This is a genomic window from Helicobacter pylori SA221C (assembly GCF_000476855.1).
Taxonomy (GTDB): domain Bacteria; phylum Campylobacterota; class Campylobacteria; order Campylobacterales; family Helicobacteraceae; genus Helicobacter; species Helicobacter pylori_DK.
Window position 1 is genome coordinate 35,311 of sequence record NZ_CBPT010000001.1, and the last position, 26,188, is coordinate 61,498.

Consider the following 26,188-nt stretch of genomic DNA (forward strand, 5'->3'; position numbering starts at 1 on the left):
AGGAATCGTGTGTGATTATGATGAACCGCTTTATTTGATCAGCGTTGTGGCTAAAATCTTAGGCGTGCACCCTCAAACCTTGCGCCAATACGAAAAAGAGGGTTTGATAGAGCCTAGCAGGACTGATGGGAAAATGCGCTTGTATTCCCAACGAGACATGGACAAAATCAAAACGATTTTACGCCTTACAAGGGATATGGGGGTTAATCTAGCGGGCGTGGATATTATCTTGCGTTTAAAAGAAAAGCTTGATGAATTAGACAACCTCAATAAAGAATTGCAAGACGCTCTGCAAAAACACTCTAAAAACCACAAAACCCCAACGAAAAATTTAAACACCCCTACGAATTTTTATGAACTGATTTTATTTAAAAAATGAGCCTGACTGCGCTTTTAAACCCCACAAGCCTAGAAGATTTTTTAGGCCAAGAGCATTTAGTAGGGAAAGACGCCCCCTTATTTAAAGCCCTACAATCCAAACACTTCCCCCATGCCTTTTTCTATGGCCCTCCTGGCGTGGGTAAAACAAGCCTGGCTCAAATCATCGCTTGCATGCTAGAGCGCCCCATTCTTTTGTTTAATGCGACGGATTTCAAATTAGAGGATTTACGCCTTAAGCTTAAAAATTACCAAAACACCCTTTTAAAACCCGTTGTTTTTATTGATGAAACCCACAGATTGAATAAAACCCAACAAGAATTTTTACTCCCCATTATGGAAAAAGATCACGCTTTGATCTTAGGGGCTAGCACGCAAGATCCTAATTACAGCCTAAGCCATGCGATCCGCTCAAGAAGTTTTATTTTTGAATTGACCCCCCTAAAAAAGAGCGATTTAGACAAGCTTTGTGCTAAAGCTTTAACATTACTCAAAAAACAAATAGAGCCTGACGCTAAAACCTATCTTTTAAACAACAGCGCTGGCGATGCTAGAGCGTTATTAAACCTTTTAGATTTGAGCGCTAAAATAGAAGATCCTATCACTTTAAAAACCCTACAATCCTTACGGCCTCATAGCCTAAATGACGGATCTTATAGCGATGATACGCATTATAACCTCACTAGTGCCTTAATCAAATCTTTAAGAGGGAGCGATGAAAACGCTTCCATCTATTATCTGGCGCGCTTGATTGCTGGCGGGGAAAACCCGGAATTTATCGCCAGAAGGCTGGTGATTTTTGCGAGCGAAGATATTGGTAACGCTAACCCAAACGCCCTTAATTTAGCCTCTTCTTGCTTGTTTTCAGTCAAACAAATCGGCTACCCTGAAGCGCGCATCATTTTAAGCCAATGCGTGATTTATCTGGCTTGTTCGCCCAAGTCTAACACGGCTTATAGAGCGATCAATCAGGCTTTGGATTGCGTTCAAAAAGGCTTACTCTACCCTATTCCTAAACACCTGTTGCCTCATTCTAAAGACTACCTTTACCCGCATGATTATAACGGCTATGTCAAACAAGATTATTTAGAAAAACCCCTAAATCTGGTTTCTTCTCAAGGCATAGGGTTTGAAAAAACCCTTTTAGAATGGCTTGATAAAATAAGAAATTGATCTTATAAGTTACATTAAAATGCGACAATGGTAATAAAAAATCAATATTTTTTGATTAAATTAAAATAATAATGAGTTTTATCTATGTTTCATCGCATTATTATTGTATAATAATATTCTAGTTATAAAAATCATTTTACGGATAAGGGAAATATCAGCATGAAAAGATTAGAAACTTTAGAATCCATTTTAGAACGCTTGAGGATGTCTATCAAAAAAAACGGACTCAAAAATTCAAAGCAAAGAGAAGAAGTGGTGAGCGTTTTGTATCGCAGCGGCACACACCTAAGCCCTGAAGAAATCACGCATTCTATCCGCCAAAAGGACAAAAACACCAGCATTTCTTCAGTCTATCGCATTTTGAATTTCTTAGAAAAAGAAAATTTTATTTGTATTTTGGAGACTTCAAAAAGCGGTCGGCGCTATGAAATTGCGGCTAAAGAACACCATGATCACATCATTTGTTTGCATTGCGGCAAGATCATTGAATTTGCAGACCCTGAAATTGAAAACCGCCAGAATGAAGTCGTTAAAAAATATCAAGCCAAGCTGATTAGCCATGACATGAAAATGTTTGTGTGGTGTAAAGAATGCCAAGAGAGTGAATGTTAAAAGATTTTAAAGAAGAAGCTTAGATAGGGCTATCTTTAATGGTTTTAAGGACTTCGTCCAGGTTAAAACGCTTGAGTTTTAGATTTTTGATTTCTTCATCGCTCAAGCGTTTCCAAGTGAAAGTCTTGCCCACATACCCCCATTTATCATAGCTTGAAGTGAATTCTAAATCCCCGTTTGAATTTTGAGTAACCCTTACATAGTAAGTCTTGCCGTCATAAAAATTATACGCTTTACCGCCTTTATAAGATCGTTTTCCAACCTTAATCAAATCGCTTAAAAACACCACGCCTTTATCGCTGCGATTCCTTAGTTTTGGGTTAGGATTAAACTTGTCTTTTCTGGCTTTAGAGCCATCCGCATCAGAAATACCATAGGCATAGAACTTCCCATTATGCTCAAAAAACTCCACAAAAGAACTTTTCATGTATAAAAATTCTTGAGTTTGATAAATTCCAGGCAACTCTACAGCCCCTAAAAAACAACAAAAAACTATAACAAGACTCACCAATTTCATAATTTTAATTTAATCAACCCTTTGGGCGCTTTAACGACCGCTTTAAAAATCGGCTCTTCCCTATATTTTTCAAAAGACTCTCCATAGAATCTCAACGCATGCGCATCGCTTTCAAAAAAAATAGCCAGCATGCCCGCATCTAAACGCAAAAAAGAAGCCTCTTTGACCGGCTCATAAACGATCAAGTCTCTTTTTTCATCATAAGGGGTTTTAATGGTGGCTTGATTGATACCCACCGCTTTAGCCCCCTCAACGCCTTTGACAATCAGCTGGAAATCCACATATTGTTGGTGGCTTTCAAAAAAGCCTTTCTCGCTTTCTTTGGCATGCTCTAAACAATAGCTCTGCTCTATGCTAAAAATGCCATGCCCTAAAGGCACTTGAAATTCTGTATTAGTAGCGAGATTTAAAACCCTTTGATTCGCTTTACTACCCTTTTGCATGACCTCTTTTAAATACGCATGCAAAATTTCTAATTCTTGCGTTTTTTTAAACAAATGCCCAAGCGAGCTTAATTCCCCAAAAATAGCCATATTCCTTCCTTTTTTACTCTAAAATGGTTTAATTTTTCAGTTGCTCTAAGCGTTCCTTTTTAGTGCCAATATCCGTGATCTGAATGCCAAAATTCCCATCCACGATCACCACTTCGCCCTTAGCGATCACCTTGTCATCTACAAGAATTTCTAAAGGGTCATTCACCAATTGATCCAACTCTACCACGCTCCCTATATCCATAGAGACCACATCTTTTAAAATCATCTTTTTTTGCCCGATGCGCACCTTAACATTCAATTTCACGTCTAAAAGCATGCTGATATTGCGGATTTCTATGTTTTCTAAAGACGCATCATGGGTTTTAACCTCTTCAGCAGCGCCCTGTGTCGTTTCTTCTTTTTCTTCTTTGTGCGTTTTTTCAAATTGGCGTTCAAAAGCCGCCGTAGTCAATAAAATGATTTGGCTTTCTTTGATGGCTTCCATTTTAAAAGAAAACACCATCGCTTTAGTATAATCTTCTTTTTTAGGAATCTCTTTAGCGATTTCAGCGTTCGTGGTAGTGAAATTGAGTTTGGGGAGCAATTCTTGAGACTTCAAGCTCGTAGCGATCGCGCCAAAAATATTAGAAGCCATTTCCTTAAAAGCGTCTAAATCGTCATTATCCATTTCTTCCTTACTCGCCCCCTCACCTCCTAACATCAAATCGCTTAAAGCGGTAACTAAATCTACCGGAGCCAGTAATTCAATAGGGCTCTCTTCTTTTTCAATCGCACTAATCTTAACCCTTGCATAAGGCGTGCTGATTAATTTCAAAAAAGATTCGTCGCTACTAGAAATTTCTTTTTCTAATCCCACGCTCGGAGCCTTACCCACTAACCCTTCTAAAGTAGAGACAACCTCTTGAATAAAAATCTTAATAAAGTCTTGCATTTCTCACTCTTCTTCTATCTTCATAATATCGCCCACTTTGCCTCTGCGCTGTTCTTCTAGCATTTCTAAAATTTCTTTAGTGCGTTCTTTTTCGCTATAGATCACTTCTTTAATTTGAATGGTTTTCCTATACCCTTGAAACCCCACGCTCGCTAAATAACGCTTTTTTTTATGCACATACACGCTCACTTCATCATTAGCGATCTTGTTCAACCGGATAGTATCCCCCACATCTAAATCCAACATTTCTTTCAAACTCAATTCCACCGCGCCCAAAAACACGATCATATCCACGCTCACCCCGCTCAATAGCGCTTGCAATTCCTTATTACGGCTCTTTTTAGAGTTCGTTTCTGAAAGCATCAAATCCCTACTCCCCATTTTAGAAAGAATGCTCTCAATGGAAATCACCGGGTAACAAATATTCATCATCCCACGGCTATGCCCAATGATAATCTCTAAAACCACCATGATAGAAATTTCATTTTGAGCGACGATTTGGACCACATTCGCGCTGGATTCTTTAGCGTCAATGGTAGGATACATCTCCACCACGGGCGACCACACTTCTTTTAAAATTTGCATCACCTGGCGTAAAATCGTATCCAATAAATTCAATTCAATATCGCTAAACTCCCTGTTTTGATCATACGCGCTCCCCTTACCCCCTAATAGTCTGTCAATCATGGGGAAAGCGATGCTAGGATTAATCTCTAAAACCCCCGTTCCTCCCATAGGCTTCATGGAAAAGACATTAAAACTTGTAGGGCTAGGCAAACTCATCAAAAATTCGCCATAAGTCATTTGATCCACGCTGTGGAGCTGAATCTCTACAATAGAACGCATGATAGAAGAGACTTGACTGGAAAGATTCCTAGCCATTTTATCATGGATACTCCTAAAAGAGCGCAGTTGCTCCTTACTCACACGATTAGGGCGTTTGAAATCATAGAGGGTTACGCTGCGCTGCGGGATAATATCTTTTTTTTGGACATTTTGAATATCCACATTCTCATCAACGACTTCTAAAAGCGCATCAATTTCTTCTTGGCTTAAAATATCAGCCATGATCCACTCCTAAGGATTTACGCACCTTTTTAATCACTTCTTTAATGATTTGAGAAATGCGCGATTCAGTAATGCCTAAAATCTCTTTGATCTCGCTCAAATTCAACTCTTCAAAGTAATAAAGCTGGATAAGGATTTGCTCTCGTTCGCTCATTTGATTCAACGCTTTTTGGACATGCTCTAACAACTCTTCTGCTTCAATCTTTTTAGTGATTTCATCTTGCTCAATCGCATTGAATTGCTCATCTATTGGCACTAACGCATAAATATCTGAAGCCGTTTTGGCTTCTCTAATCTTTTCAATATTTTCGCCTAAAGTTTGCGCTAAATATGCATCGCTAGGCTCTTTCCCATGCTCATTAAGGTGTTTGGTGATTTCAATATCAATACTTTTAATCAGCTTTCTGTTGGAGCGAGAAATCACATCTAAAGAGCGCAAATAATCTAGCATCGCCCCATTGACACGAGTTTTAGCATACCCCCAAAAAGAATCGTTTAACGTGCTCTCATAACGCCTGGCTAATTTAATCAATTCTTCAGTGCCAATAGAAACCAGATCGTTAAAATCAATAGAGCTGGGCAAGCGCTCTTTTAAACGAAACGCCATCGCGCGCACGGCCGGTAAATACTGGATAGCGAGATCGTCTTTGTGGTGGTGTTGTTGCTTATCATAGGCGTTCAAAACCTTTTCTATATTTTTTTCGCTGGTTTCAGTTTTTTGAATTCCTTTGGGCATTCTATTTTCCATCATCAAAATCATAACTTCTAATGTATTCTAAAATACTAGCCACTTCTTTTTCTCTGTTCTTAAACTCATGGTTGAAACGAAGCAAGCTCTCTTCAGTGTCTTTTTTGTCAAAAAGACAAATATCTAAATCCGTGCAAGCGATAAAAATAGACGCAAATAACAACGCGATCAAGTATCCCCCAAGCGTGGATAACACCGTCCATAATAAAATGCTCTCTGGCTCATTGAATTTCAACACCGAAAACACTAACCCTAAAAAAAACCCTACCACAACAGAAAAATGGATAAAATTTTGAACTCTCATCAGCCTACCCCAAATACTTCAAAAGCCTTTTAAAAAAGCTTTTCAAACCTTCTTTTGGTATTTCTAAAGTACCGGTTTCTAATTTAGAAACCAAAAGACCCGCTATCTGATCAATGGATTGCGAAAACAAATCGTTAGGGGCTATTTTTCTCAAAATTTTGCGCTCCCTCACATAGCGTTTCAATAAGGAGCTGTTTTCAATCGCTCCCAAGTAATGCAATTCTAATGAAGCGATATTGTTTTTAGCCACCTTAAACAGCCTTTCATAAGTCGCCCTGCCCTCTTTAGGTTGGGCTACCATGTTAGCGATAAGAAACAATTCATCTTTATTTTTGGAGTTGATTTTAATGCATGCATACGCATCCGTAATCGCTGAAGGATCGGGTGTGGTAACAATCACCACGCAATCGCTCGCATTCAAAAACGCTTGCGTAGTAGCTCCAATCCCAGCGCCTGTATCAATCACAATATAATCTAAAGAGCTTAAAACCCCCTCTTCATCCACGAATTGATCTAAAGCTTCCGCGCCGCTAATGTATTTTAAAATTTCTTCGCCGCTATCCCCGGGAATTAAGCAAAGCCCGGGTTCAATCTCACAAATGATTTCTTGCAATTTGGCTTCACCCTTTAAGGCATGCAAGATATTTTTATGGGTTTTCACCCCAAAAATCACATCTAAATTCGCTAAACCAATATCCGCATCAAACACCCCTACCTTATAACCTTTCTTATATAAAGAATAAGCTAAATTAGCGCTAATGTTGGATTTCCCCACGCCCCCCTTACCGCTTGTGATGGCGATGAATTTGGTATTCCCTTTATTGTCAAAAAAACTTTTAGGGTTTTTAAGATTCATCAAATTATCTAAGCGGCTCGCTTGATTGTTCATGCTTGTTCCTTATTAGGGTTACTAAAGCCATCTAGCATGCAATCCACTAAATACTCATTAGTAGCCACTTTCAAATCCATAGGCACTTCTTGGCCGACAGAAAGATAGCTGATAGGCTTTTGGCTTTCATGCACTAAAGAAAACAAATTCCCTAACCCCCTACTCTCATCTAATTTCGTAAAGATTAAAGTGTCAATCCCTAACACCCCAAAAGAATCATAAATATCTTTCATGTCTTCATACTTAGTGGTAACCGAAAGCACTAAGGACACATCAATATTATAACCCCCATCTATAAATTCCTTCAAACCGGCAATTTTTTCTTTATCGTATTGCGAATGCCCTGTCGTATCCACTAAAATAAAATCGCAGTATTCCAAAGCTTCAATTTCTTTAGCAAAATCCTTAGCGTCAATCACCGCTTCTATACTCATTTTCATTTTATTAGCATACCAACTCAATTGCTCCAAAGCCCCAATGCGATAATTGTCTAAAGTGATAATGCCCACCTTGTATTTTTTCGCTAGCATTCTAGAATAGCGCGCGGCTAATTTGGCTAGAGTCGTCGTTTTCCCCACGCCTGTTGGCCCTACAAGCATTAAGATGCGTTTTTGCCTTAAATTCAAATCTTCAGGGCGGCACAAAATCATTTTACGCAACACTTCTCTAAAATAACGCTTGATCGTTACGGAATTTTCCCTCATGCGTAAAGGCATCAATTCCAGGCTCAATTGCATGATTTCATCTAAATGACTGGATTTCATCCCGCTTTGTTTGGCCAGTTTGTAAATTTCTGCAAATTCTTGAGGGATATTGACAGAATTGGGGTTTTTCTCATCCCAAAACATGTTTTGAATGAGTTTCAAGCTGTCTCTGATTTTACTTAGTTGCAGATTGATATCTTTAATTTCTTCTTCTTGTTTGACTTCTCTTTTTTCTCTTTCTTTTTTATGGTTGGCTTCATCTTTTAAGGCTTGCAATAAAGCGTCCTGCTTATTAGCCTCTAAAGGCGCATCCTCTAACGGGGCGTCTTTTTCTAAAAGGGTCTTATTTTTTGAAAAACTATAGTTGCGCTGATTAGATGAAACCCCGGCGAGTTTGCGCATTTCTTCTACAGTGCTTGAAAGCTGCATGACCACGTCTTCTTCATTCAATTCTTCATCATACAAACTTTCTGGAATAAGGGGGGCTTTAGGGGGCTTATTTTCGTTTTCTTCTTCAACCGCCACAACGATTTCATAAAGCCCAGAAGAAGTGAGCGTTTTTTTACGGATTTCTTGGGTTTTAAACACCAGCGTATCCACCCCATGGTGGCTTTGAGCGATCTTTAAAGCTTCAGCGGCCGTCTCCCCACTATAGGTATAGAATTTCACCACTCCCCTTTTTTAAAAAGGATTTGTTGTAAAGTCAAAGGCACTAACACCGAATCCCTTTCACTCCATTTAGGGTGAGGTAAAGTCAAATCATTCTGCCTTAAAATGACTTGGTTGAAAGCGATAATATCAATATCCAAAGTTCTTGGAGCGTCTTTAAAATCGCGCTTCCTTTGGCGCCCAAAACGCCTTTCTATATAAAAAACCAGAGCAAAAAAATGGCGCAAACTTAAAGATGTTTTAAGGATAATCGTAGCGTTATAAAAGTTGGGTTGATTAGTGTAACCAAAAGGAGGATTGATATAAATGGGCGAAGAAAAAATTTTCCCGATCTTACTATGATTTTTAAAATATAAAAAACAATTTTTTAATATTTTTAAAGGATTTTTAAGATTAGATCCCAACCCTAAAACCACCCTGTTAGAAAAATCAAGCCTTTTTTTAAAAAGGCTAGGGAAAAAGCGGTTAGTAAGGATCTCTCGCATCACAAAAGCTCAGCCCTAGAATTTTTGATCACCACTAAATCTTCAATGCGCACCCCAAAAAATCCAGGGATATAAATCCCAGGCTCTACAGAAAACACCATGCCCTCTTCTAAAATGGTTCCACTGCGCGATGAAATATAAGGAAGCTCATGGATGTCTAAGCCAATGCCATGCCCGGTGCTGTGAGTGAAATACTGCCCATAACCATAATCGCTAATCACTCCCCTAGCCAAGCTGTCCGCTTCTTTACCGGTCATGCCCGCTCTAATGCCTGAAATAGCCTTTTCTTGCGCTTCTTTCACAATATCATAAATCTTTTGACGCTCTTTATCCTTGAAACTCTGCTCCCTTTTGAACACAAAGTCTTTAGGGTCAAAAAAAGCCGTGCGAGTCCTATCAGAGCAATAGCGTTCGTATTTGATCCCCATATCCAAAAGAATGCTATGATCCGCTTTTAAAAAATCCTTCGCGCTAGGCAAGGCATGGGGTTTGCTCGCGTTCGCATTCAAGGCTAAAATAGGCTCAAAACTCAGATCATAAACCCCCTCTTTAGTCAAAAAGTCTTTAACCTTATGCTGCAAATACCGCTCGCTCAAGGATTCTTTTTCATCAAAAATCTTTTTCACATACTCGGCAAAATTTTCAAAAGCTTCAACATTCAAAGCTTGAGATTTTTTGAGGAGTTGAATCTCATGCTCATTTTTAATGATGCGTTTTTTGCGGTGGTAACTAGGCACGCCCTCTAAACTCACTTTAGCGCCAATCGCTGAATCCAAACGCTTATAGGTTTGCAAATTCACTTGATTAGGATCAAAAAAGAGCTTTTTAACAGAGCTTTTAATAATCAAATCAATCGCGCTTTGCGCTAAATCGCTAGACTCTACCACTTCCGCTAAAACGCCATTTTTAGGCTGAACGCTTTCTCTAGCTTCTTGAGTGTAGCGAGAATCAGTGATAAAAAACGAGCGATCGTCTAATTGCAAAAACAAAGCGTTATCGCAACTATAAGCGCACTCAAAAAACATCGCATTTTCATCAAGCGTGAAATGCGATTCTCTCTCTAATTCTCTCATTGATAACCCCCTTTTATTTTTGATTGTTAATGGGGTTATTAGGGTTGTTTTTTTGGGCTTCTTGGAACGCTTTCATTTCGGCTAAAATATTGACCATCGCCATTAAAGCCATGTTGTAGCCAAGCGGGCCAAATCCCATGATCACGCCTCCACAAGCCGCTCCAGTGTAAGAATTTTTCCTGAATTCCTCTCTGGCTTGAATGTTAGTGAGATGCACTTCAATAACAGGTTTGCCCGCTAGCATGATCGCATCTGCAATCGCAATAGAAGTGTGCGAAAACGCTCCAGGGTTAATGATAATCCCTTCATAATCGCTGCCCACGCTCTCTTGGATTTTATCAATGATTTCGCCCTCAAAATTGGTTTGAAAAAACTCTAATTCCACATCTAAATTGCCTTGCTTCACGAAAGTTTGCATGATTTCATGGATTTGGTCTAAGGTTACCATGCCATAAAGTCTTGGGTCTCTGTGTCCTAACATGTTTAAATTAGGCCCTTGAATCACTAAAATTTTCATTAATTTATTTCTCCTTGTTGAATATGGAATGAGACCACATTATAGCATAAGTTTTTATCTTACCCCTTAAATCCCCCTAAGAACGCATTGTCAAGAAACTACCGCTTGACTAATATCAAACTCTTTGATGCTAAAAAGCGCTTTTATCTTTTTTACAAAAACAGCCATCATGACCATTCCTACAAAAAAACTTCCCGTAATGAAGAAATCAAAGGGGTCAAACCCAATGCCAAAAATGAGATAAAAAGCGAGTGTCGTTAATATAAAGAGCGATATTAAAGAATTTTGTTTTATCCCGCTCCAAAAAATCTTTACAATAACTAATAAAAAAAAGAGCCAGATCAAAAAGCCTATGATCCCCCTAGTGGCTAAAACATGAATGATTTGATTGTCGTATCTTTCATAACAAAGAATCAAATCTTTGGCTCTATAAGACTTTGATAAGGATAAAATCTCTTCTAACCTCTGGCATTTCTCGCTAGCGGCCATACCAAAAAAGGGCCTTAAACGCAAAACCGTTAGGGCTTCTTTCCAGCGCTCCAAACGCCACCCGATGCTGCTATCAGCGTCCTTTTTAGCGTAGCGTTTTAAATCTTCTTCAAAGGTTTGGTTTTGAACCCTAGATTGCTCTATTGCCCCCCTTTTTTCTAAAGCGTTACTCCCCACATACAAAGCACTCAAAATAAGACTCACAACCACCATATAACCCAATGGTTTGAGCGATTTTTTGGCGTATAAAATAAAGCAAGAAAGGATTAAAAAAGTAATAACAAAAGCGATTGTCGCGCTCCTTGTAGCGCTTAAAATAACGACTAAGAACCCCACGAAAACAGAAAGGGTGAAAAAATTTTTCTCTTTTTGATTTTGCGAATAAAGTGCATAAATATAACAGCCTAAAATGGACACGCTCACTAAAACCACATACTCTTTAACTGTGCTAAACCCTTGCGCTCTGGGCATGTTAAAATAAATTTTTTGCACCAATGAAAGCAAGCCGTTGATGAAATTTGCAACAGCCATGCTGTAAAAAAGGATTTTTTGATTCAATTTGATTCTTAAACGGCTCGCAAAAAGCAAGCATAACGCCCCGCAAGCGTAAGTTAAGGACATGTTTAGAGCGAATAAATTGTAGCGGAAAGTTTGGCTATCATACATGTTAAACATGTTAGGGAAGATGCTTAAAAACACGCCTAAAAAAGCCAGAGTGAGCCATTTAAAAGGCATTGTTTTTAGATGATGGACTCTAAAGGTCTCTTTCAAAGACGCTTGGAAATAACACCTAAAAAACAAAAAAACCATTAAAACAATCAATAAGACTTGAGTTAAAGGCTTTTTAAACGAAGTGAGAAAAAAAAGGGCAAAAATTAAAGTGAAAATAGAGTCCGCACTAAAAAAGGCCTTCAAACGCTCTTTCAACACAAACTCGCCATACCCTAAAACCGATAAAATTATCTGTCTTTAATGCCTAACTTTTCAATCAAAACCACATAACGCGCATGGTTAGTGCGTTTGATGTATTTCAACAAGTTGCGTCTTTGAGCGACTAATTTTAAAAGCCCTAAACGACTGGAATGATCTTTGGGGTTAGCCTTTAAATGCTCGGTTAAAAGCCTGATCCTTTCATTCAACAACGCCACTTGCACTTCACAAGAACCCATATCGTTTTCCTTAGTGGCAAACGCCTTAATGATTTCTTGTTTTTTTTCCAGATTCAAAGCCATAACGACCTCCTAATTGGTAATTTAATAAAGATCGCATTATAGCGTAAAATAAGCTTTTTTGTGTCATACTTTTAAACTTTATATTATAATTAAGAGACAAACACACCTACCAAAATTAAGGCATCGATTTTAGATTATGGCAAACAAACGCTCCAAATTAGCTTTTAAAAAGACTTTCCCTGTCTTTAAACGCTTTTTGCAATCCAAAGACTTAGCCCTTGTGATCTTTGTGATCGCTATTTTAGCGATCATTATCGTGCCGTTACCGCCTTTTGTGTTGGATTTTTTACTCACGATTTCTATCGCGCTATCGGTGTTGATTATTTTAATTGGGCTTTATATTGACAAGCCGACTGATTTTAGCGCTTTCCCCACTTTATTGCTCATTGTAACCTTATACCGCTTGGCTTTAAATGTCGCCACCACTAGAATGATTTTAACGCAAGGCTATAAAGGGCCTAGCGCGGTGAGCGATATTATCACGGCGTTTGGGGAATTTAGCGTGAGCGGGAATTATGTGATTGGGGCGATTATCTTTAGTATTTTAGTGCTAGTGAATTTATTGGTGGTTACTAATGGCTCTACTAGGGTTACTGAAGTTAGGGCACGATTCGCTCTAGACGCTATGCCAGGAAAGCAAATGGCGATTGATGCGGATTTAAACTCAGGGCTTATTGATGATAAGGAAGCCAAAAAACGGCGCGCCGCTCTAAGCCAAGAAGCGGATTTTTATGGCGCGATGGATGGCGCGTCTAAATTCGTCAAAGGCGATGCGATCGCTTCTATTATCATCACGCTTATTAATATCATTGGAGGGTTTTTAGTGGGCGTGTTCCAAAGGGATATGAGTTTGAGCTTTAGCGCTAGCACTTTCACTATCCTAACCATTGGCGATGGGCTTGTAGGGCAAATCCCTGCTTTAATTATTGCGACAGCGACCGGTATCGTCGCCACTCGCACCACGCAAAACGAAGAAGAAGATTTTGCTTCTAAACTCATCACACAGCTCACCAATAAAAGCAAAACTTTAGTGATTGTGGGGGCGATTTTATTGCTTTTTGCCACCATTCCTGGACTCCCTACCTTTTCTTTAGCGTTTGTAGGGACACTCTTTTTATTCATCGCATGGCTGATTAGCAGGGAGGGAAAAGACGGATTACTCACTAAATTAGAAAATTATTTGAGTCAAAAATTCGGCTTGGATTTGAGCGAAAAACCCCACAGCTCCAAAATCAAACCCCACACCCCCACCACAAGGACTAAAACCCAAGAAGAGCTTAAAAGAGAAGAAGAGCAAGCCATTGATGAAGTGTTAAAAATTGAATTTTTAGAATTGGCTTTAGGCTATCAGCTCATCAGCTTAGCGGACATGAAACAAGGGGGCGATTTGTTAGAAAGGATTAGGGGTATTAGAAAAAAGATAGCGAGCGATTATGGTTTTTTGATGCCTCAAATCCGGATCAGGGATAATTTACAGCTCCCCCCAACGCATTATGAAATCAAGCTTAAGGGCATTGTGATTGGTGAGGGCATGGTGATGCCAGATAAGTTTTTAGCCATGAATACCGGCTTTGTGAATAAAGAAATTGAAGGCATTCCTACTAAAGAGCCGGCTTTTGGAATGGACGCTTTATGGATTGAAACTAAAAACAAAGAAGAAGCCATTATTCAAGGCTATACCATTATTGATCCAAGCACCGTTATTGCGACACACACCAGTGAATTAGTGAAAAAATACGCTGAAGATTTTATCACTAAAGATGAAGTGAAATCCCTTTTAGAGCGCTTGGCTAAAGACTATCCTACGATTGTAGAAGAGAGTAAAAAAATCCCCACCGGTGCGATCCGCTCAGTCTTGCAAGCCTTGTTGCATGAAAAAATCCCCATTAAAGACATGCTCACTATTTTAGAAACGATTACCGATATTGCCCCATTGGTTCAAAACGATGTGAATATCTTAACCGAACAAGTGAGGGCGAGACTTTCTAGGGTGATCACTAACGCTTTTAAATCTGAGGACGGTCGTTTGAAATTTTTAACCTTTTCTACCGATAGCGAACAATTTTTGCTTAATAAATTGCGAGAAAATGGCACTTCTAAGAGCCTGCTACTCAATGTGAGCGAATTGCAAAAACTCATTGAAGCGGTCTCTGAAGAGGCCATGAAAGTCTTGCAAAAAGGGATCGCTCCGGTGATTTTGATCGTAGAGCCTAATTTAAGAAAAGCCCTTTCCAATCAAATGGAGCAGGCCAGGATTGATGTGGTCGTGCTAAGCCATGCGGAATTAGATCCTAACTCCAATTTTGAAGCCTTAGGCACGATCCATATTAACTTTTAATGGATAAATAATTAATAAAAAAGGAGAATAATGCAAGTTTACCACCTTTCACACATTGATTTAGACGGCTATGCATGCCAGCTTGTTTCAAAACAATTTTTTAAAAATATCCAATGCTATAACGCTAATTACGGGCGTGAAGTCTCAGCGAGAATTTATGAGATTTTAAACGCGATCGCTCAGTCTAAAGAGAGTGAATTCCTTATTTTGATTAGCGATTTGAATTTGAATTTAAATGAAGCAGAGTATTTGCAAGATAAAATCCAAGAACACCGCTTGCAAAATAAAAACATTCAAATCCAGCTTTTGGATCACCACATCAGCGGTAAGGAAGTGGCTGAGAGTTTCCATTGGTATTTTTTAGACACGAACCGTTGCGCGACTAAAATCGTGTATGAATTTTTGAAAAAGCATTACGCTCTTTTAGAGCCAAAAAACACAACATGGCTAGAGCCTTTGGTGGAAATGGTCAATTCTGTGGATATTTGGGACACGCAAGGTTATGGCTTTGAATTAGGCAAGGTGTGCATGCGCATGATCACTCAAAGCTCTGAATTGAATCGTTTCATGTTTGATGATGAGAACCGCGATTATAAATTAAAGCTTTTAGAAGAAGTTAAAAACTATTTGTTTTTAGAAAATGCCCCTGTAGCCTACGATAACGATTTGTTCAGGCTTAAAAAAATCGCTCTGGGGGGCGACCCTGATACAGAAACGATGGACAATATCTCTTCAAACGCACAAACGCATTTGCTCTCTTTAAAAAAGCATGATTGCAGCGTTTATTACCAGGATAAAAAAGGGTTTTTAAGTTATTCTATGGGGGGTATTAGCGTGTTGGCTAACCTTTTTTTAACGCAAAATCCGGATTTTGATTTTTATATGGATGTGAACGCTAAAGGGAATGTGAGCTTAAGGGCGAATGGGAATTGCGATGTGTGCGAACTCAGTCAAATGTGTTTTAATGGGGGCGGGCATAGGAATGCAAGCGGAGGCAAGATTGATGGCTTTAGGGAGAGTTTCAATTATAGGGATATTAAAGAACAAATTGAAGAAATCTTTAATAACGCTTAAAAATAAGCTGTTTGCAAAAAGCTAACAAAAGCTAAAAAGAGTTTAAAAACTCTTTTTGGAAAGTTTAAAAATTTTCATTCTATCATTTTGTATAAACTCATTTCTTTAAGGATAGAAGATATTTTAAAATAATTCTCCCCCTATCAAACCTCCAACTAAATCCCCCTAACCCCCAAAAACCGCTTTTTTAAAAAACTATCGCTTGCTTAAAATCAAGCTCTCTTAATAATTTGGTTGTAAAAAATGCTTTTTTAGTATTTTTAGGTTTTTTAAATTATCATCACGCCAACGCAAATAATCATTTTAAGTTATCTCTCTATTTTATTGTTTTTTGTTGCGGGTATTTGGAGCATGTTAGGGTTTGGGGTATAGTGAGCGGCTATCTTAAAAAGGAAATAACCAACCATGAAACTACTATTAGCAATCATAGTTTTAATGGTTCTCACAACGCCACTATACTAAAATTTTAGTGCAAGCTAGGGTTTAGCTAGCGTTTTCTTTGTGTATTTTTCTTGTATCCCATAAAAATCCCACAAAAATAAGACTTTTTCAATATCCAATGAAAACGGAGCCAAAGTTTGTATTTTGATAAATATTTAAATCCATGAATTGATACGAATTTATTTGAGTGTTTTTTTTAACCAAAACACCCTACTAATCGCAGATAAAATGATTATGCCCTCTAGCTAAACACCAACATGATATGAGTGCCTCTACTATCGTTATTAAAATATTTGATTTTACCCGCTCCACACCCTCATTCTAATCTATTTTTTAGCAAACCACGGAATTTACTCTTCACACGCCGGTTTTGGGTAGCAAAAACGATAGCCTCTGCGCCTCACGGTTTCAACCGTGGAAATCCCCAAGGGTTTATCCATTTTTTGGCGGATTTGATTGATAGCCACTTCAATGACATTAGGGGTAACCATTTCAGGCTCTTCCCAAATAGCGTCTAAAAGCTGTTCTTTGGAAACGATTTGATCCCTATGTCTAGCAAGATGGGTAAGCACTTCAAAAGGCTTGCCCTTAACTTCAACTTCACGCCCCTTGTAAATAATCTTTTCTTCATCAGGGCTAATGGTCAAATCCCCAATTTCAATCACATTAGAACCCCAAAACCTCAAACGAGCCTCAATCCTTGCGACTAAAGCCTTAATGCTGCGGTAAGGCTTAGCGATATAATCGTCCGCACCCTGCTCAAACGCATGGACTTCTTCTTCGCTTGTAGGGTTATCAGAAGAAACTAAAACAACAATAGAAGAATGCTTTTCCTTGATTCTAGAAACAAAACTTAAAGCGTTTTTATCGCTAACCATAATCAAGTCATAGTTCCTAATATCCATAAGATATTCCCCATCCTCTAAACTCTCTGTTACATCAGCCATAAAGCCTTTAACATTTAAGCCCTTTTCAATTTCTCCACCCAAAACAGAATTTTTTTCAATCAGTAGAACGCGCATGGTGTATGACTCCTGCATTTAAGAGTAATTCAAACACTGATTATATCATAATTTTAAATTAGTTTAAGAAAATATTAATAAAAGTTATCGCTTGATTAAAATCAAGCCCTTAGTTATTGGTTATAAAAAATGCCTTTGAGCGTTTTTATGGATAATTTTTAAAATCATTTGCTAAAAATCACCATTTTATTGTATAATTACAAATCCAACCATTCCTTATGGTCTGGTTGGCACCGCTAAGATTGAAGGGTCACCTCCCCCTCCTTTCCCTTTGTCTTGGCGGTTGTTTTTTAACTCCTTGTTTTTAACCGCTTGATTACGATTTTAAGATTTTGTTTAACTAAGCTTGATTTTTAGGTAAAAGCCTAAGGTATGCGATCTCGCTAGGGGCTAAAAACCTTAAAGGAATCCCCCAATACCCTGCCCCACTGCTCACATAGATTTGAGTGGTGGGGCTGTGCTTGTATAAACCATGTAAATAGGTTTGCGCCAACTTGACTAAAAGGCTAAAGGGAAAGATTTGCCCTGCATGGGTATGCCCTGAAAGCACTAAATCCACAGAGTGGCTTTCTTTGAGGCTTCTAATTTGCTTAGGTTGGTGGGCCAAAAGGATCGTGGGCTTACTACTATCACGCTTTTTTAAAGCTTTGTTAATATCAGGGGCAAAATTTTGACGCTTCCTTGCGAAATAATCATACACACCGCACAAATTGATCCCCCCTAAATGCACGCACTCATTCCCTAAAATCGTCAAATTAAGCGTGTCAAGAAACGATAAAATCGGCTCTATGCCATGATAATACTCATGGTTTCCTGGCACATAAAAAGTGCCATGCGTGCTTTTAAGGTTGTTTAAGGGCAGTAAAAAAGATTTGACTTTTTCAATGCTTTCATCCACTAAATCCCCCCCAATCAGCACCATATCCACTTCTTTTTGATTGACTTCTTCTACAATGTAATCAACAAAATCTTTTTGCAACAAACTCCCCACATGCATGTCTGTGAGTAAAATAATCTTTAATTCTTTATCCAGCTTATCCAAATAAATAGGGGTTTCTTTGATTTTAGGGCGGGCCAACCCTTCATAAAACCCGCGCCAAAAATACCCTAATAACGCTAGATAAAACCCCAATTTTAAAAAGTTTTTTAAACTTTTACGCCTTGAGTACAAAAAATCTATTTTTTCTACAGAGTGAGAAAACCCGTAAAAACTTAAAGAAAGGATAAAAATAATAAAAGATACAAACGAACACGCCGAAGTCAAAACAAACAAATGGCTAGGCATGTTATTTCTATAAAAAGCAAAAGCCACCTCGCCTATGCTCAAAAGGATAAAAAACCCCAAATAAGCGTATTGAGAGATTTTTTTTAAGGTTAAAAACGATTTTAACATCCTAAAAGAACTATAATTTAAAAGACACAAAACCAATAAAAACGCTATGGAGATCAGCATACCACCCTTTTTGTAGTCATAATGTTCTACTATATTAGCATATTAACGCTAATGCTCCCTTTAGGTTTCATCGTGCTATTTCCTTTTTTATCAGTCTCAATCCACACAGAAAGAGAAAAGTATCCCTCCCTTTAAAAAGAGTGTGAGTTTGGATACAATAATAAAAAATGCGCTTAAAGCCATAGAAAGGAGATATAATGCAATTAGACGAAGATTTAGAATTCGCTAAAAAAGTCTTTAACCCTAACAGAGCGTTTGCCAAGCAAGCCAGGATTAAAAACATGTGCGAATATAAAGATTTAGTGCATGAAGCCAATGAAGATTATGAACATTTTTGGGGCGAGTTAGCCACGCAAAAACTCACATGGTTTAAACCTTTTGATAAGGTTTTAAACAGCGATAACGCCCCTTTTTTCAAATGGTTTGAAAACGGCAAAATCAATGTTTCTTACAATTGCATAGACAGGCATTTAAAAGACAAAAAAAATAAAGTGGCGATCATTTTTGAAGGGGAAATGGGGGATTATAATGTCATCACTTACAGAAAACTCCACTCTGAAGTCAATAAAACAGCCAACCTTTTAAAAAACGAATTCAATGTCAAAAAAGGCGATAGGGTCATTATCTATATGCCCATGATTGTAGAAAGCGTTTATATGATGCTCGCATGCGCTAGGATTGGAGCGATCCATAGCATCGTTTTTGCTGGGTTTAGCCCTGAAGCCTTAAGGGATAGGATCAACGACACTCAAGCTAAATTAGTTATCACAGCGGACGGGACTTTTAGAAAAGGCAAACCTTACATGCTCAAGCCAGCCCTTGACAAGGCTCTAGAAAATAACGCCTGCCCTAGCGTGGAAAAAGCGCTCATTGTGATACGAAACGCCAAAGAGATTGACTATGTGAGAGGGCGCGATTTTGTCTATAATGAAATGGTCAATTACCAATCCGATAAATGCGAACCTGAAATGATGGACTCTGAAGATCCTTTATTCTTGCTCTATACAAGCGGATCAACCGGAAAGCCTAAAGGCGTTCAACACAGCAGTGCAGGGTATTTGCTATGGGCACAAATGACGATGGAGTGGGTTTTTGATATTAGAGATAACGATAATTTTTGGTGCACCGCTGATATTGGTTGGATCACAGGGCACACTTATGTGGTTTATGGACCTTTAGCTTGTGGGGCGACAACTTTGATACTAGAAGGCACGATGTCTTATCCGGATTATGGGAGATGGTGGAGGATGATAGAAGAATACCGCGTGGATAAATTCTACACTTCCCCCACCGCTATAAGAATGCTGCATGCCAAAGGCGAAAACGAACCCTTAAAGTATAATTTAGAGTCACTCAAAGTTTTAGGAACGGTAGGAGAGCCCATTAACCCTACGGCATGGAAATGGTTTTATGAAAAAATCGGTAACTCAAAATGCAGTATCGTGGATACTTGGTGGCAAACAGAAACAGGCGGGCATATCATCAGCCCTTTACCGGGAGCTACGCCTATAAGGGCCAGTTGTGCAACTTTACCTTTGCCTGGAATCCATGCAGAAGTTTTAAACGAAGACGGCATCAAAACAAAGCCCGGAGAGCAAGGGTTTTTATGCATCACTAAGCCATGGCCTTCTATGGTAAGAAACATTTGGGGCGATGAAAAACGATACATTGATAGCTATTTTTCTCAGATCAAGTTGAATGGGGAATATGTCTATCTCTCTGGAGATGGCGCTATCGTGGATGAAAACGGATACATCACTATTATTGGGCGCACAGATGATATTGTGAATGTGAGTGGGCATAGGATCGGCACGGCTGAAGTGGAGAGCGCTATTTCTAAACATGAAATGGTGGTTGAATGCGCGGTAGTGGGTATCCCTGATACGATTAAAGGAGAGGGCTTGTTTGCGTTTGTAGTGCTGTGCGATGGGGCTAAATGCAATCTTGGCGAGAGTTTAGAATTGTTAAAAGAAATGAATCATATCTTATCCGTTGAAATTGGAAAGATCGCTAAATTAGACAATGTCATGTATGTGCCAGGTTTGCCTAAAACCAGGAGCGGGAAAATCATGAGAAGGCTTTTGAAATCCATCGCCAAAAAAGAGCCTATCACTCAAGATTTAAGCACGCTAGAAGATGTGAATGTGGTCAAAGAAATAATGAGTATCGCTCAAATGGAGGAGTAAAATCTAAAAAATGCTTTTTAGCGTTTTTTAGCCAAATAATAAGAGCCCAATTTCAATCAAGCGGTAATTTCTCATAAAGTGTAGGAAACGCTACCGCTTCGCATTATTTCACCACTCAAAAAGCGTTTTAACTTTCTTTAAATCTTTATACTCCACGCTTTTGATAGCGTGATCCTCTAATTCAAAATCCGCGCTCAAATCGTTAGCGTCTTTAAGGACAGCTTGAAAGCTTTCTTTATTGATGAGTTTGACTTCCACTTTTTCGCCTAAAGAAAGCTTGAAGTGTTTAGGGGTTTTAAGCGTTCTTTCTAACCCCATGGAGCTCACTTCCAAAATATAAGCGTCTTGAATAAAATCGCACACATCTAATAAGGGCGAAATGATCTCGCTCACTTGTTGGCAAATATCCAAGCTAACCGCCCCATTAGGGTTTTTAAGGCTCACCCTTAAAACATGCTGCTCGTTTTCTTTAACCAAACTCACATCATAAAGCAAGTATCCCAAGCTTTCAATCACGCCCTCTATTTTCTCTTCTATTTTTTTAGTCATTATCTTTCCCTTTAGCGATTTCATTGAATAAAGCGTCTAGGCGGAGCTGCTTTTCTAAGCTATCATCTAAAACAAAACTGAGTTTTGGGCATTTAAACCACCCGCTCGCTTGCAAAACAAACTGCCTGATCAACCCCTCAGCTTTTTTTAATTTGGAAAGGATTTTATGATCTGATGAAAGCACAAACACATAAGCGTGGTGCTTCCCTTTAGAGCATTCCACCTTAGTAACGCTTAAAGAATTCAACTCGCCATCATTCAAGCTCGCTAAAGCCTCTTGCAATAATTCTAAAAGATTGGATTCTAAGCGTTCTTTATGAGCGTTCATTAGAGGGTTCTTTTTTTATGGATTTCTTTATAGGTTTCAAACACATCGCCCACTTTAATCTCATTATAATTTTCCAGCATGATCCCGCACTCATAGCCCTTAGAAACTTCTTTCACATCGTCTTTAAAGCGTTTCAAAGAAAGGATTTCGCCGGTATGAATCACCACGCCATCTCTAATCAAACGCACCTTAATGCCACGAGCGATCACCCCATCGCTCACCACACACCCAGCTATCGTGCCTACTTTAGGGATATTAAAGGTTTCCCTCACTTCCGCTTGCCCGGTATGCTCTTCTTCAATAATAGGGCTCATCAAGCCTAACAACAACGATCGCATTTCTTCAATCAAGGCATAAATCACCGTGTAAGTTTTGATGCTCACATTGTATTCTTTAGCCTTATTTTTCACATTACCGGTAGGGCGGATATTAAAGCCTAAAATCACGGCATGCTCACTGCTAGAGACTAGGCTCAAATCATTCTCAGTAATACCCCCCACCCCTGAATGGATCACTTGAATCGCCACTTCTTCGTTATTAAGCTCTAACAAGCTGTTTTTAATGGCTTCTAAGCTTCCTTGCGTATCCGCTTTAATGACTACAGGAATGTTTTTCAATTCCTTATTAGCGACCATTTCTGAAAGCTCATCAAAAGACACTTTAGTGCTTTTACTCAACGCTTTTTGGCGCAAATAAGTCGCCCTCTTTTGAGCTTGCAAGCGCGCGATGGAATCGTTTTCTACCCCTATTAAAACAGATCCTGCAGGCGGCACTTCGCTTAAGCCTGTGATGAGAGCCACCATAGAGGGTTTTAAATTTTGAATGCTCTTGCCTTGATCGTCAGTCATCGTTCTTACTTTACCAAACGCCGTTTCAGCAAAAAAACTATCCCCCACGCTCAAAGTCCCGCTTTGGACAATCACAGTGGCCACTGCCCCACGCCCTTTTTCCACGCTCCCTTCTAAAACAACCGCTCTAGCGCTGCCCTCTTCTATGGCTTTTAATTCCATAATATCCGCTTGGATAAGAATGGTTTCTAACAGATTGTCAATACCATCGCCCGTTTTAGCCGAAACAGGGATAAACTCATGCTCTCCGCCCCAATCCACAGGGTTATAACCAAGTTCAGCGCATTCGGCTTTGAGTTTGTCCGGATTCACATTAGGTTTATCCATTTTATTCATCGCAAAAATCACAGGCACATTAGCGGCCTTTGCATGCTCTAACGCTTCAATAGTCTGCTGCTTCACGCCATCATCAGCCGCTATCACAATCACTGCAATATCTGTAACTTGAGCCCCACGATTACGCATCTGGCTAAAGGCTTCATGCCCTGGGGTGTCAATGAAAGACACCCATTTGTTATTTTTTTCCACCATGTAAGCGCCAATGTGCTGAGTGATCCCCCCAGCTTCCGTGTGAGCGACTCTTTTATCACGGATTTTATCTAATAGCGAAGTTTTACCATGATCAACATGCCCCATGATAGTAACCACAGGCGGGCGCTCTTTTTTCACCCCCTCTAGCACTTCTTCTACTTCAAATTCTTCTAAAGTGTTTTGAACAGAAACTTCTAAATGAAACTCTTCGGCTAAAATTTCTATGCTATCCTTATCCAAAAAGTCGTTTTTAGTTACCATAAGCCCTAAATTAAAGAGGGTTTTAATCACATCGGCTAAATTCAAATTCGCTTTTTGCGCGAATTCATAGACGCGCACTTCTTCAGGGATTGCAATCGCGCTTTGGATCACTTTTTGGCTATTATCATTATGGAACACGCGCTTTTTCTTGGATTGTCGTTTGATCCCGCTTTCATTCATCCAAGGGTTTTTTCTTTGGACACGCACCCTATCGTTGATATTTTGGCGGGTTTCTTTTTCTTCTTCTTCCTTATTGAGATTATCTTGTTCATGCAAATCAAACAACAAGATTTCATCGGTTTCATCATCATAAATATCATTGCCCTTAAAATCCCTCGCATCGCTCAAATCAATTTTATGGGATTTGTTGTTTTTGGATGTGGGGGTGGGTTTGGGCTTACTTGGTTTTTTGGCTTTTTTAGCCTCTTGCTTGTCTTTTTCTTGCCATTCTTTTTTAATGTCTTCAAAAATAGCCGCTGCGCTTTGAGTGGGTTTTTTGCTTTCTGTTACGCTGTTTTCAGTTTCATTTTCTGTTTCATCGTTGCGTTTAATCACCCTAAAACCGGTGCGTCTTTTAATGTTTTCATGGCGTTTGATCTCTTGCTCTTGCTTTTTAACTTCGCTGATTTCTTTTTTAGCGTTATTGGCGTTATTGGTGCTGTTAGCGTTGTTGGTGTTGCTTTGGGTGAGCTTGTTTAGGGCTTCTCGGCTTTTTTGGATTTCTTGGAGCTTTTGCTTGGCTTTTTCTATTTGAGAGTGGCTAACCACTTTAGGGGTGTTTTCTATAGGGGGCGTTTGAGGGGGCGTTTGGTTTTCAAAAGTATTGACAATCTCTATCCCTCCTTTTTTTTTGGCAATGGGCGTGGGAGCTTCTTTTTTCTTTTCTTTAGTTTTTTTGGGCTTTGGCTGGCTTTTTGTTTCTTCTTTTTTAGGCGTTTTGGAAACCTTTTTGTTAAGAGGTTTAGACGCTACGGCTGTATTCAAATCGTCTTTATTGTCTTGTTCAGGATTTTTAGCGGGTTGATTGGCTTGTATTTGTTCTTTAATGCCATCCACAATGTATTTGTATAGCTTGTTTGCTTCCTCTGGGGTCATTTTAGAATTTGTCTTAAGCTCTAAACCAATGTCTTTGGCTTGCTCGATCACATTTTTAAGCTCTTTTTGGGTCTTACCAAGCTCGGCTAAAAATTCTTTTAAATCAACCATACCACTCATGCTATGCTTCTCTCCTTAATCCAAGTAATGATATTTTTAACATCTTTTGGGGCGTTCTTCATTTTTGAAACCGCTTTCAGCAACTTTTTTTCTCCATTTTTCAAACAATTTCCACACACATAAAAACTACGGCCTTTGCCATCAAACTCCATGATTTGATTGTCAAAGCTTTTCAAACGCAACAAATCCTTTTGAGGTTGGCGCATTCTGCACGCCACACACATGCGGATTTTAATTTCAGTCTTTCTCAATAAGGACTCCATCATTATCAAAATCTAAAACCGCTACCCTAAATTTAGGGAATTTCTTGCTCAAAACCTGCTTTAATTTAGGGGCGTCCTCTTCATAACACATGTTAAAAAACGACGAACCGCTCCCTGAAAGCGTGCTCATTAGGGCGTTATTTTCTAAAGCGAGCTTTTGGATCGCAAACAACACGGGATAAGTTTGCATGCGCTTGTATTGATGCATCCTGTCTTTAGAGCAACAACGCAATAAATCCCACTTCCCCTGCACAATCGCCATTGTCATCAAACTCGCATGCGAAAGGTTAAACACGCTTTCTTGCACGCTGTAACGCTTGGGCAAGAGATGGCGCGATTGCTTGGTGGAAATGGCCCTATTAGGGATCACCATCACCGCTTTTAAAAAAGAAGGGATTTTGGTTTTTAAACTTATCACTTTCTTTTTTTCCACAAACGCTGCATTATACCCCCCAAACACTGCCGGGGTGATATTATCCGGGTGGTTTTCATAAATTAAAGCGGTATTGACAATGTTTTCTCTATCAAAAGCAAACCCTAAAAACGCAAACGCTGAAGCGACCGCCCCCACAATCATCGCCGAGCTAGACCCCATGCCCCTTGTAATAGGGACTTTATTATGCAATAAAAATTTAAACGAGCCGTCATTCCCATGCTTTTTTAAAATCTCATAAAACACTTTAGTGAAAATATTGTTGGTTAAAAACTTAGGGATCCCTTCACCCTCCCCAACCAATTTCACCGCATGAAAACTGCTAGGCTCAATAAAAAAACGATTGCGTAAATTCAAGCTCAAACCCAAGCAATCAAAACCGGGGCCTAAATTCGCACTTGTTGCAGGAACACTCACTACCAAATTTTAAACCCCTATTGTTGATACCCTTTCATTTTTAAAACTAGCATTATACACTAAATAGGAGGCAAAATGTAAAACGGCGTGTTCAATTGGGTGAATTTGTCTTTCTCTAAAAAAGAGGGCAACATGAAATCTTTTGGTGCAATTTTCAAATCCTTAAAATCGGTTAAGCTTTCCCTTTCTTGTGAAACAAAGTATTTATTGGCATACGCCAAAATGGGCGTGTTGTCGTTAAAATCAAAGCCTGTGGTTGAATAGAGTTCAAAGTCATGGATTAAAGCCAAAGTGTGTAAGAAAACATGCGTGAGCTTTAGGCTAGTGAAACTCCCTGGCCCTTTAGCGTAATAAACCCCTTTAACCGCCGGTAAATTAGGGTTTTTAAAATCTTTGAATAATTGCGAAAAAACTTCCACTAAAGCTTCGCTTGTTTTGGATTTGGAAGTGTAAGAAGTGCATAAAAAATTGTTTTGATACACTCCAAGCAAGACCCCCTCGCCTAAAGAGATAAGTGCTAAATCCAATTCCAAAAAATAAACCCTA

General features: G+C 39.1%; 27 protein-coding genes. 6 read left to right on the plus strand and 21 right to left on the minus strand.

What is annotated here, in order from left to right; all coding sequences use genetic code 11:
• The first annotated feature begins 7 nt into the window (after nt 1-7).
• The 3 genes from QU01_RS00155 to fur all read left to right on the plus strand — a co-directional run bounded on the left by QU01_RS00155 (nt 8) and on the right by fur (nt 2,163).
• Nucleotides 8-379, plus strand: a complete 372-nt coding sequence (locus QU01_RS00155; protein ID WP_000332996.1) for a heat shock protein transcriptional repressor HspR — start codon at nt 8-10, stop codon at nt 377-379.
• On the plus strand, nt 376-1,551 hold the full coding sequence (locus QU01_RS00160; RefSeq protein ID WP_033761277.1) for a replication-associated recombination protein A: 1,176 nt from the start codon (nt 376-378) through the stop codon (nt 1,549-1,551). The genes QU01_RS00155 and QU01_RS00160 overlap by 4 nt, the downstream gene beginning before the upstream one ends.
• Nucleotides 1,552-1,710: 159 nt before the next feature.
• Entirely contained in the window at nt 1,711-2,163 is a 453-nt protein-coding gene (fur, locus tag QU01_RS00165; RefSeq protein WP_033761278.1) for a ferric iron uptake transcriptional regulator, read from the plus strand.
• A gap of 19 nt (nt 2,164-2,182) precedes the next feature.
• On the opposite strand, the gene QU01_RS00170 is transcribed toward fur, so the two are convergent.
• The 13 genes from QU01_RS00170 to rpsO all read right to left on the minus strand — a co-directional run bounded on the left by QU01_RS00170 (nt 2,183) and on the right by rpsO (nt 12,283).
• Nucleotides 2,183-2,680, minus strand: a complete 498-nt coding sequence (locus QU01_RS00170) for a DUF2147 domain-containing protein (RefSeq protein WP_000780279.1) — start codon at nt 2,678-2,680, stop codon at nt 2,183-2,185.
• Complete coding sequence (locus tag QU01_RS00175) at nt 2,677-3,213, minus strand: YhcH/YjgK/YiaL family protein (protein WP_033761281.1); 537 nt, start codon at nt 3,211-3,213, stop codon at nt 2,677-2,679. Before QU01_RS00175 ends, QU01_RS00170 begins: the two co-directional genes overlap by 4 nt.
• 28 nt (nt 3,214-3,241) lie before the next feature.
• A complete protein-coding gene (fliY, locus tag QU01_RS00180) occupies nt 3,242-4,105 on the minus strand; it encodes a flagellar motor switch protein FliY (RefSeq protein ID WP_033761284.1) in 864 nt (287 codons plus the stop codon).
• A gap of 3 nt (nt 4,106-4,108) precedes the next feature.
• Nucleotides 4,109-5,173, minus strand: a complete 1,065-nt coding sequence (gene fliM, locus QU01_RS00185) for a flagellar motor switch protein FliM (protein WP_000763595.1) — start codon at nt 5,171-5,173, stop codon at nt 4,109-4,111.
• Nucleotides 5,166-5,933 carry an RNA polymerase sigma factor FliA gene (locus QU01_RS00190; protein ID WP_033761286.1) on the minus strand — a complete coding sequence of 256 codons (768 nt, stop codon included), beginning with the start codon at nt 5,931-5,933 and terminating at the stop codon, nt 5,166-5,168. Before QU01_RS00190 ends, fliM begins: the two co-directional genes overlap by 8 nt.
• A complete protein-coding gene (locus tag QU01_RS00195; protein ID WP_033761287.1) occupies nt 5,911-6,225 on the minus strand; it encodes a hypothetical protein in 315 nt (104 codons plus the stop codon). The genes QU01_RS00190 and QU01_RS00195 overlap by 23 nt, the downstream gene beginning before the upstream one ends.
• A 4-nt stretch (nt 6,226-6,229) precedes the next feature.
• A complete protein-coding gene (ylxH, locus tag QU01_RS00200) occupies nt 6,230-7,114 on the minus strand; it encodes a flagellum site-determining protein YlxH (RefSeq protein WP_033761288.1) in 885 nt (294 codons plus the stop codon).
• On the minus strand, nt 7,111-8,487 hold the full coding sequence (gene flhF, locus QU01_RS00205) for a flagellar biosynthesis protein FlhF (RefSeq protein WP_033761289.1): 1,377 nt from the start codon (nt 8,485-8,487) through the stop codon (nt 7,111-7,113). Before flhF ends, ylxH begins: the two co-directional genes overlap by 4 nt.
• Complete coding sequence (gene folK / locus QU01_RS00210) at nt 8,484-8,972, minus strand: 2-amino-4-hydroxy-6-hydroxymethyldihydropteridine diphosphokinase (protein ID WP_001885540.1); 489 nt, start codon at nt 8,970-8,972, stop codon at nt 8,484-8,486. Before folK ends, flhF begins: the two co-directional genes overlap by 4 nt.
• Nucleotides 8,972-10,045: an aminopeptidase gene (locus tag QU01_RS00215; protein ID WP_033761291.1), complete on the minus strand. Its 1,074-nt coding sequence runs from the start codon at nt 10,043-10,045 to the stop codon at nt 8,972-8,974. Before QU01_RS00215 ends, folK begins: the two co-directional genes overlap by 1 nt.
• A 13-nt stretch (nt 10,046-10,058) precedes the next feature.
• Nucleotides 10,059-10,562, minus strand: a complete 504-nt coding sequence (gene aroQ / locus QU01_RS00220) for a type II 3-dehydroquinate dehydratase (protein WP_000699284.1) — start codon at nt 10,560-10,562, stop codon at nt 10,059-10,061.
• Between the two features lie 90 nt (nt 10,563-10,652).
• A complete protein-coding gene (locus QU01_RS00225; RefSeq protein ID WP_033761292.1) occupies nt 10,653-11,981 on the minus strand; it encodes an O-antigen ligase family protein in 1,329 nt (442 codons plus the stop codon).
• Nucleotides 11,982-12,010: 29 nt separating this feature from the next.
• Nucleotides 12,011-12,283, minus strand: coding sequence for a 30S ribosomal protein S15 (gene rpsO, locus QU01_RS00230; protein WP_033761293.1), 273 nt, complete (start codon nt 12,281-12,283; stop codon nt 12,011-12,013).
• A 136-nt stretch (nt 12,284-12,419) separates the two neighbouring features.
• Here rpsO and flhA point away from each other — a divergent pair, with 136 nt between their 5' ends.
• Together flhA and QU01_RS00240 are read left to right on the plus strand one after the other, a co-directional pair.
• The gene (gene flhA, locus QU01_RS00235; RefSeq protein WP_033761294.1) at nt 12,420-14,621 is read left to right on the plus strand and encodes a flagellar biosynthesis protein FlhA; all 2,202 of its coding nucleotides are present in this window, start codon (nt 12,420-12,422) and stop codon (nt 14,619-14,621) included.
• 30 nt (nt 14,622-14,651) lie between these two features.
• Nucleotides 14,652-15,695 carry a 3',5'-cyclic-nucleotide phosphodiesterase gene (locus QU01_RS00240; RefSeq protein ID WP_033761295.1) on the plus strand — a complete coding sequence of 348 codons (1,044 nt, stop codon included), beginning with the start codon at nt 14,652-14,654 and terminating at the stop codon, nt 15,693-15,695.
• 791 nt (nt 15,696-16,486) lie between these two features.
• Here the strand turns inward: QU01_RS00240 and hsrA are convergent.
• Nucleotides 16,487-17,158 carry a response regulator-like transcription factor HsrA gene (gene hsrA, locus QU01_RS00245; RefSeq protein WP_033761297.1) on the minus strand — a complete coding sequence of 224 codons (672 nt, stop codon included), beginning with the start codon at nt 17,156-17,158 and terminating at the stop codon, nt 16,487-16,489.
• Nucleotides 17,159-17,498: 340 nt separating this feature from the next.
• Nucleotides 17,499-18,611: a metallophosphoesterase gene (locus QU01_RS00250; RefSeq protein WP_033761299.1), complete on the minus strand. Its 1,113-nt coding sequence runs from the start codon at nt 18,609-18,611 to the stop codon at nt 17,499-17,501.
• Nucleotides 18,612-18,808: 197 nt separating this feature from the next.
• Between QU01_RS00250 and acs the strand changes: the two genes are divergently transcribed.
• Entirely contained in the window at nt 18,809-20,797 is a 1,989-nt protein-coding gene (acs, locus tag QU01_RS00255; protein ID WP_033761301.1) for an acetate--CoA ligase, read from the plus strand.
• Between the two features lie 108 nt (nt 20,798-20,905).
• On the opposite strand, the gene QU01_RS00260 is transcribed toward acs, so the two are convergent.
• The 6 genes from QU01_RS00260 to QU01_RS00285 are packed head-to-tail and all read right to left on the minus strand — an operon-like array spanning nt 20,906 to nt 26,175.
• Complete coding sequence (locus tag QU01_RS00260; protein WP_033761302.1) at nt 20,906-21,346, minus strand: ribosome maturation factor RimP; 441 nt, start codon at nt 21,344-21,346, stop codon at nt 20,906-20,908.
• The gene (gene rbfA, locus QU01_RS00265; protein ID WP_033761304.1) at nt 21,339-21,674 is read right to left on the minus strand and encodes a 30S ribosome-binding factor RbfA; all 336 of its coding nucleotides are present in this window, start codon (nt 21,672-21,674) and stop codon (nt 21,339-21,341) included. Before rbfA ends, QU01_RS00260 begins: the two co-directional genes overlap by 8 nt.
• Nucleotides 21,674-24,529: a translation initiation factor IF-2 gene (infB, locus tag QU01_RS00270; protein WP_033761306.1), complete on the minus strand. Its 2,856-nt coding sequence runs from the start codon at nt 24,527-24,529 to the stop codon at nt 21,674-21,676. Before infB ends, rbfA begins: the two co-directional genes overlap by 1 nt.
• Nucleotides 24,526-24,780 (minus strand): DUF448 domain-containing protein, encoded by a 255-nt coding sequence (locus QU01_RS00275; RefSeq protein ID WP_001232483.1) that lies wholly within the window; start codon nt 24,778-24,780, stop codon nt 24,526-24,528. The genes infB and QU01_RS00275 overlap by 4 nt, the downstream gene beginning before the upstream one ends.
• On the minus strand, nt 24,767-25,648 hold the full coding sequence (thrB, locus tag QU01_RS00280) for a homoserine kinase (RefSeq protein ID WP_000261712.1): 882 nt from the start codon (nt 25,646-25,648) through the stop codon (nt 24,767-24,769). Before thrB ends, QU01_RS00275 begins: the two co-directional genes overlap by 14 nt.
• A 53-nt stretch (nt 25,649-25,701) precedes the next feature.
• Nucleotides 25,702-26,175: a tRNA threonylcarbamoyladenosine biosynthesis protein TsaB gene (locus tag QU01_RS00285; protein ID WP_033761308.1), complete on the minus strand. Its 474-nt coding sequence runs from the start codon at nt 26,173-26,175 to the stop codon at nt 25,702-25,704.
• Nucleotides 26,176-26,188 lie beyond the last annotated feature (13 nt).